The 5,826-nt window shown below is 64.0% G+C and carries 6 protein-coding genes; 4 read left to right on the forward strand and 2 right to left on the reverse strand.

Features of this window, described 5'->3' with window-relative positions; genetic code table 11:
* Window positions 1-54 precede the first annotated feature (54 nt).
* Together ASG32_RS35700 and ASG32_RS26395 are read right to left on the reverse strand one after the other, a co-directional pair.
* The gene (locus ASG32_RS35700; RefSeq protein ID WP_280141611.1) at window positions 55-180 is read right to left on the reverse strand and encodes a hypothetical protein; all 126 of its coding nucleotides are present in this window, start codon (window positions 178-180) and stop codon (window positions 55-57) included.
* 73 nt (window positions 181-253) lie between these two features.
* Complete coding sequence (locus ASG32_RS26395) at window positions 254-1,000, reverse strand: transporter substrate-binding domain-containing protein (RefSeq protein WP_056532209.1); 747 nt, start codon at window positions 998-1,000, stop codon at window positions 254-256.
* Between the two features lie 340 nt (window positions 1,001-1,340).
* Here ASG32_RS26395 and ASG32_RS26400 point away from each other — a divergent pair, with 340 nt between their 5' ends.
* The 4 genes from ASG32_RS26400 (at window position 1,341) to ASG32_RS32935 (ending at window position 5,740) form a co-directional block, all read left to right on the forward strand.
* A complete protein-coding gene (locus ASG32_RS26400) occupies window positions 1,341-2,684 on the forward strand; it encodes an integrase arm-type DNA-binding domain-containing protein (protein ID WP_244492218.1) in 1,344 nt (447 codons plus the stop codon).
* Window positions 2,671-3,303, forward strand: a complete 633-nt coding sequence (locus tag ASG32_RS34180) for a hypothetical protein (RefSeq protein WP_157862074.1) — start codon at window positions 2,671-2,673, stop codon at window positions 3,301-3,303. The genes ASG32_RS26400 and ASG32_RS34180 overlap by 14 nt, the downstream gene beginning before the upstream one ends.
* A gap of 404 nt (window positions 3,304-3,707) precedes the next feature.
* Window positions 3,708-4,178, forward strand: coding sequence for a hypothetical protein (locus tag ASG32_RS26405; protein ID WP_157862075.1), 471 nt, complete (start codon window positions 3,708-3,710; stop codon window positions 4,176-4,178).
* Entirely contained in the window at window positions 4,175-5,740 is a 1,566-nt protein-coding gene (locus ASG32_RS32935; protein ID WP_082558062.1) for an AAA family ATPase, read from the forward strand. Before ASG32_RS26405 ends, ASG32_RS32935 begins: the two co-directional genes overlap by 4 nt.
* The last annotated feature ends 86 nt before the right edge of the window (window positions 5,741-5,826 follow it).

Raw genomic sequence — 5,826 nt, forward strand, 5'->3', positions numbered from 1 at the left:
GGTCGTGGCCGGCGTCATCTTCCGCGACGGGACCGAGGTCGTCGCGAGCCCAGATCACCGCGCCGCCTGACCGTCGCCGTCACCTAAAATCCTGCATAGCTCATTTCCGCCGGGACGATCCTGCATCCTCGCAAAGGCTGCCTCGGCCTGCATGCGCTCTTTGCTGTGGTTGTCTGCCATATGACGCTCCGTCAGTTCGCCCTCTCAGGATCCTCGCGGTGCCGCACGTAGCCTTGGCCGTTGAGCCAGCCGATCATGGCGCGACCGCGTCGTCATGGAAGCCGCGGGTATCGAAGATGCGCCGGACGACACCGGCACGCTTCGCCCCATCCATCCAAGCCGTGACGCGGGCGAGGGCGGCCGGTCGGCCCTTCGGGACGGCGACCGCGACCTGCGTCTGCTGGAAGCCGCCCGCAACGATGCGGGAGCCCGGGACCTGCAGGACCACCGGCCGCAGCGTGTCCCGCGAGAGGGCGAAGGCGTCCGCCTCCCCGGCGCGCATGCGTGCGACCGCCTCGGCCACGGACGGGACGGGGAGGGGCTGCGTCCAGGTCAGTGTCCGGGCGGAGGCGCGGATCGTCGTCGTGCCCTCAATCGCCACGACCCGCAGACCCGGTCGGTCGACCTGCGCCACGTCGGTGATGCCCGACCCGGCGCTGGCCAGATAGGTGCTCTCCAGGTCGTAATAGCCCGGCCCGAAATCGATCACCTGCCGCCGGATCGCGTCGACCGGCATGAAGCTGACGTCGATCGCCGCGGCCTGGAGGGCGGCGGCCGCGGCGCCCGAGTTCGGGAACAGGGTCACGGTCAGCGGCAGGCCGACCTGCCGGGCGAGATCCGCGCTCAGATCAGCCGTCACGCCGTCGAGTCCTCCATCGGCGGCTCGACAGACGAAGATCAGGCCGGCGGACGGCGCTTCGACGAGGCCGACCCGGAGCGTGCCGGTCGGCGCCAGCTCGGCCGTCGTGGCCGCGTCCTGAGTGTGACTGGAAAGCGTCATGCTGGCGGAAACGGCCGCCGCGGAGAGGAGGGGCTGAACGAGCATTTCGAGCCGTTCGCTTCCGCAGTGCTTCCGCGGCAATCTCCCAACCGCAGGGCTTGGCCCTCTAAGTCATTGAGAAGATTGGCGCACCCGACACGATTCGAACGTGTGACCTTTGCCTTCGGAGGGCAGTTCACTGAAGTAGTCCGAAGTTACCTCGCGGCGAAAAACCGCTGAAATACATAGCTTTGCATCGCTCATATGGTGCTCATGGTTAATTCGTGCTACCTAACGACATTCCCAGGTTCCCGCCGATAAGTCCCCTGGAAGTTCCCCGTCGCTAGCGCCGGAGTTAGACGTGCCAGACCTCTCCCCTGAGGCTTCGGAAATCGCGCCCGCCGAAGGCAAAACCAAACGCAAGAGCGTGAAGCTTACTAAGCGTGCCATCGATGCCCTACCAACCACCCGCGATGACCTCTTTTTTGACGCGGAACTGAAGGGTTTCGGGGTACGCGTGAAGCCCTCGGGCGCAAAAACCTTCTTCGTCAAATATGCCATCGGGGGACGGACCCGCCGGGTTTCCATCGGACCTTACGGGCCCATCACGGCAGAGCAAGCGCGGGTAAGGGCAAAGGAACTGCTCGGCTGCATCGCCAGGGGTGAAGACCCGGCGGCCGACAAGCAGGCTGAGCGCGACGCTCCTACGGTGGCGGACCTATGCCGCCTGTATCTTGAGGCGGCTGAAAAGGGGCTCGTCCTTGGCAAAGGCGGCCGGTCCAAGAAGGCATCGACACTCACGACTGATCGGGGACGCGTCGCGCGCCACATCATTCCCCTACTGGGACACATGAAGGTCCGCGACGTGACCACTCCGGATCTCGTCCGCTTCGTGCGTGATGTGACGGCCGGAAAGACGGCGGCCGACGTGAAGACCGGGAAGCGGGGCAGGGCAATTGTCGAGGGTGGCAAAGGCACTGCCGCACGGACGATGGGTTTGCTCGGCGGCATCCTTAGCCACGCCGTGGCGGAAGGCATGATCCCGAGCAATCCCGCACGTGGGGTGCGCCGGCCCGCATACGAAAGGCGGCAGGTACGCCTATCGGCGTCGGCGTACGCGGCCCTTGAGCGTGCGCTATCATCGGCTGGCGAGAAACGGGTGCCGTGGCAGGCCGCGGCTGCGATCCGGCTGCTAGCACTCACCGGGCTTCGGCGCTCGGAGGCCACCGGCCTCCGTTGGGATTGGGTAGACCTCGACGGCAGATGCCTGCGCCTTGGCGACAGCAAAACCGGGGCGAGCGTCCGCCCGCTCGGCGCAGCCGCCGTGGCTCTCCTCGACAACCTGCCTCGTAATTCGGCCTCGCCTTTCGTTTTCCCTGCCTGCCGGGGGGATGGGTCGTACGGCGGATTGCCAAAGGCGTGGGATCGCGTTGTTGAGGCCGCAGGCGACGACTTGGCGGGCCTCACGCCCCATGGATTGCGGCACGGATTCGCGTCCGTGGCCGACGATCTAGGCTGTACCCTGCCGACCATCAGCGGCCTGCTGGGGCATAGCGCCGGCACGGTCACCTCCCGCTACGTTCTGAAGGTGGACGCCGCGCTTGTAGGGGCCGCTGATCTCGTATCAGGCCGGATCGCACACATGATGCGTGAGAAGAAGGCCGATAGCGTCGCTTTGATGGAGGCGGCGCATGTCGAGGCCTGATGGCGGTCAGCAGGGGGCACTGTACGAAGCCAGCCTAGCGCAATTTGACCAGCGATGCCGCGCGGATCCTCAGGAGGCGCTGGCGGCACTGATGGAGGTGCTTGCGTGGGCTGGTGAAGAACACGCGCGCGATCCACGCGCGAGGAAAGGCACACAGATTGCCATGGCCGCGCTGTGTGGCTTCACCGCCGCAAGGGGAGACCAGCGTGCCGCTTTGATGTTCGCCACTCTTGGATCCAGCCTCGCCGACCTAAGCAACGGGACAGTTGGCGATCTTGTCGAGCCGCGACGGGCCAAGATGGTGGGGAACCGGCCCCCTGACCCCATCGAAAAGCGCAGGCTTGTCGTACTCGCTCTCGAATGCGTCCGCCATTTGTGTTCCATGGAACAATGCAAGGCGAAGGATGCGCGCGAAATCGTAGCCCGGTGGATGAACGCGCTTCCTGAGTTCAGTAGCCTGAAATGCACTGCTCTTAAACTCAAGAACTGGCAATGCCGCTACGACCAAGACGCGTCGCTCGATGATGTTCGAAACGAGCTACGCCATGCCGTGGCACAAGCTAAAACAAGGTCCAGCCTAAGATCCGGACTAGTCGGGCTAGGAAAGCCCCCCTCTTAATTAGCCGATTGATAGGGGATTGTCAGGGTGCATTGAAGCTCTTGGAGGAGCATGATGGACCCGGACTTCCTCAATACCGCACAGGCCAGCGACCATACGCTCAAGCGGACGGGCCACCGTATCAGCCCCGCCCACCTCAAGAAACTACGCTGTGTAGGGGGCGGACCCGAGTTTCAGAGATGGGGCCGGTTCGTCGTCTATCCAGTCGATGCACTCGACACCTGGATTGCCAACCGCCTGTCTGACCGGAAGCGAAGCACGTCGGATGACGGCAGGCGCCGGACCGCAGAGCTGCCGGGAGCAATAGGCGCGCGGGCGGCCTGAACACAGGGAAATAGAAAAGCCGCCCGGATGCTAGCCGCGCGGCTTTCCCAAATTCAGCACATTCTTAGCGAGTGCAACTTATGAATAACACCACCCTGCCCGGCGGGATAGTGGGGGTCGTCGTGCCCATCTCCCTTTTCCGGGTTCAAACCGATGCGCCTAATGAACCAAATTCTTGGGCATATGGCCGCGTCATGGAGATCGAAGACGCCGCAATCAACGTGATCTCGACGGCGGACGACGCACGCCGGACGATCACAGCTACCCGCATCGCATACGACAGACTTCGCAAAATCATCGTTTCGAAGCGCGGGCGGGTCTGGGGCTTCCCTGTGTATGCAGATGAAGTTGAAGATCTTGCGCGCGCGGAGAGCCTCTGCGGGATCGGTCACCCTCAAGCGGAACAAGAGCTCGCGCGGCTCGCGCACTTGCCGTGCAAGCCCTACGCCGATGAGGTTGTGAGTGGCCTGTTCAAGGCGGTGCGCTGGCTGGGTCATCCGGCCACCATCGTTCGCTTCGGTTTCTCGCGCGATCAGGGGTGGAGCCTATGAACGCCCACACCCTGCTGCAACTCAGCGGCGCAGCCACGAAGACGCCCCCGCAATCGGGCGCTTCTCATAATCGCGAGGCTGCGCAGAAGCTTCTCGACGCCCTTGAACCTAAGGGGGAGTTCCGGTTTGCCTTGAAACCCGATCAAGACAGTGCGCCCTGGCCTAAGGGCTGCCCCGCGCACGTCTATGGAACGCTCGACGCCGTGTGGCCGTATGTCGAGCGGTTCAACAACGAGACGCATCGGGTCGGCGTATTCGTCACGATCAACCGCCATCCGCGTGTAACCGATGACGGAAACAAGCTTCGGCGTGGTGGCGCTCACGTGACCGACATTCGGGCTGTCTTCATCGACGTGGACGACCCCGATCGGATCTCTGATGTAGAAGCCGCTTTGGGGCAAGGGCCAACGCCCAATGCAACCGTCCTCACGGCGCGGGGCAGGCATTATTACTGGCTGATCAATGGCCTGGCCCTGGAACGGTTCAAGTTGTTCCAGGGAACACTCGCGATGCGGTTCGGCAGCGACCGGGCCGTCACCGATCTTGCTCGTATCATGCGTCTGCCCGGTACGCGGCACGTCAAAACAGGCTTCGTTCCTGTAGGGTGTACCGTCGCGCACCATAACCGGATCAAGGTCGATGATCTGATGACGGGCTTCGGTCTGAGCCTCAGTGAGGCACGACCCGAGCGCAAGGCCGCCACAGCGACGGAGGCCTTGCCCGCTAACTTCAACGTTCCTCCACGCGGTGCCAACAAGCTGCCTCAGACGAATGAGCTTGCCGGTGGCATAGCGGAGGCGACCCTCAAGGACGCAGAGAACGCCGGTATGGCGCTCGCGCTCGCTGGCAGGATAAATGGCCGCGATGACTGGCGCGATCTGCTCCTGTTCCCGTTCACGAACTTCGCACTCGACAATCCGGATTGGGAGGGGGCAGCGAAGGACGCGTTCGACCGAGTGTGCGCCGCTTCCGCGACGACAGGCGCCAACACGGCGAACAACGATGCGCAGTGGAATGCTACCATGTGTGGTGGCCGTAGGACGGATGGCGCACGCCGCACCGTCAAGTCCACCATCCAAGCGGCGGCGACTATCGCGGTGCAGCCTGGAGGTGGCATTGCTGCCGGATCGGTAGCTGGGGCGATTGCGCCACCGTCGCCTGCTGGTACGCCGAGTGCCGCCACCGCCGCGCTGTCTGCATTCGTCCAGCTTCCGCCTCCCAGCAGCCTGGGGCAGGCGTTCGGCGGGACGCTGACGCCGCCACTTCCGCGCTCGCTACGTCTGGCGACCGCACCGCCTCATCGGCAGTGGGTGCTCGGCAATCGTCTGGTCAGAAGCGAATACGCTGTTCTCGCCGCTCCTGGGGGACGAGCGAAATCTTCTGTTGCGATTGCCTGGGCATGCTCTCTTGCAAGCGGCAGAAATCTAGTGGGCGAACGAGTTCATGGAGGCCCCAAACGCGTCCTCTACGTCTCCACCGAGGATGATGCCGTTGAGCTGGATCGGCGCTTCTATGCCGCCATGCTCGCCCATCAGCTCGCGCCGGCCGACCTAGTGCACTGACTCAGACAGATGGTTCAGGGGATCGGCTGACGGCGGCGAGGATGTCGGTAGCCGGCTTGGTCCAGACGAAGGGTTTGGCGCTCCGG

This window comes from Methylobacterium sp. Leaf361 (genome assembly GCF_001424445.1).
In the GTDB taxonomy this organism is placed as follows: Bacteria; Pseudomonadota; Alphaproteobacteria; order Rhizobiales; family Beijerinckiaceae; genus Methylobacterium.

What these genes read in the sequence shown, in the direction of transcription:
- ASG32_RS35700 (WP_280141611.1), bottom strand. Translation starts at nt 180, where the DNA reads ATGGCAGACAACCACAGCAAAGAGCGCATGCAGGCCGAGGCAGCCTTT.
- ASG32_RS26395 (WP_056532209.1), bottom strand. Translation starts at nt 1,000, where the DNA reads ATGACGCTTTCCAGTCACACTCAGGACGCGGCCACGACGGCCGAGCTG.
- ASG32_RS34180 (WP_157862074.1), top strand. Translation starts at nt 2,671, where the DNA reads ATGTCGAGGCCTGATGGCGGTCAGCAGGGGGCACTGTACGAAGCCAGC.
- ASG32_RS26405 (WP_157862075.1), top strand. Translation starts at nt 3,708, where the DNA reads ATGAATAACACCACCCTGCCCGGCGGGATAGTGGGGGTCGTCGTGCCC.
- ASG32_RS32935 (WP_082558062.1), top strand. Translation starts at nt 4,175, where the DNA reads ATGAACGCCCACACCCTGCTGCAACTCAGCGGCGCAGCCACGAAGACG.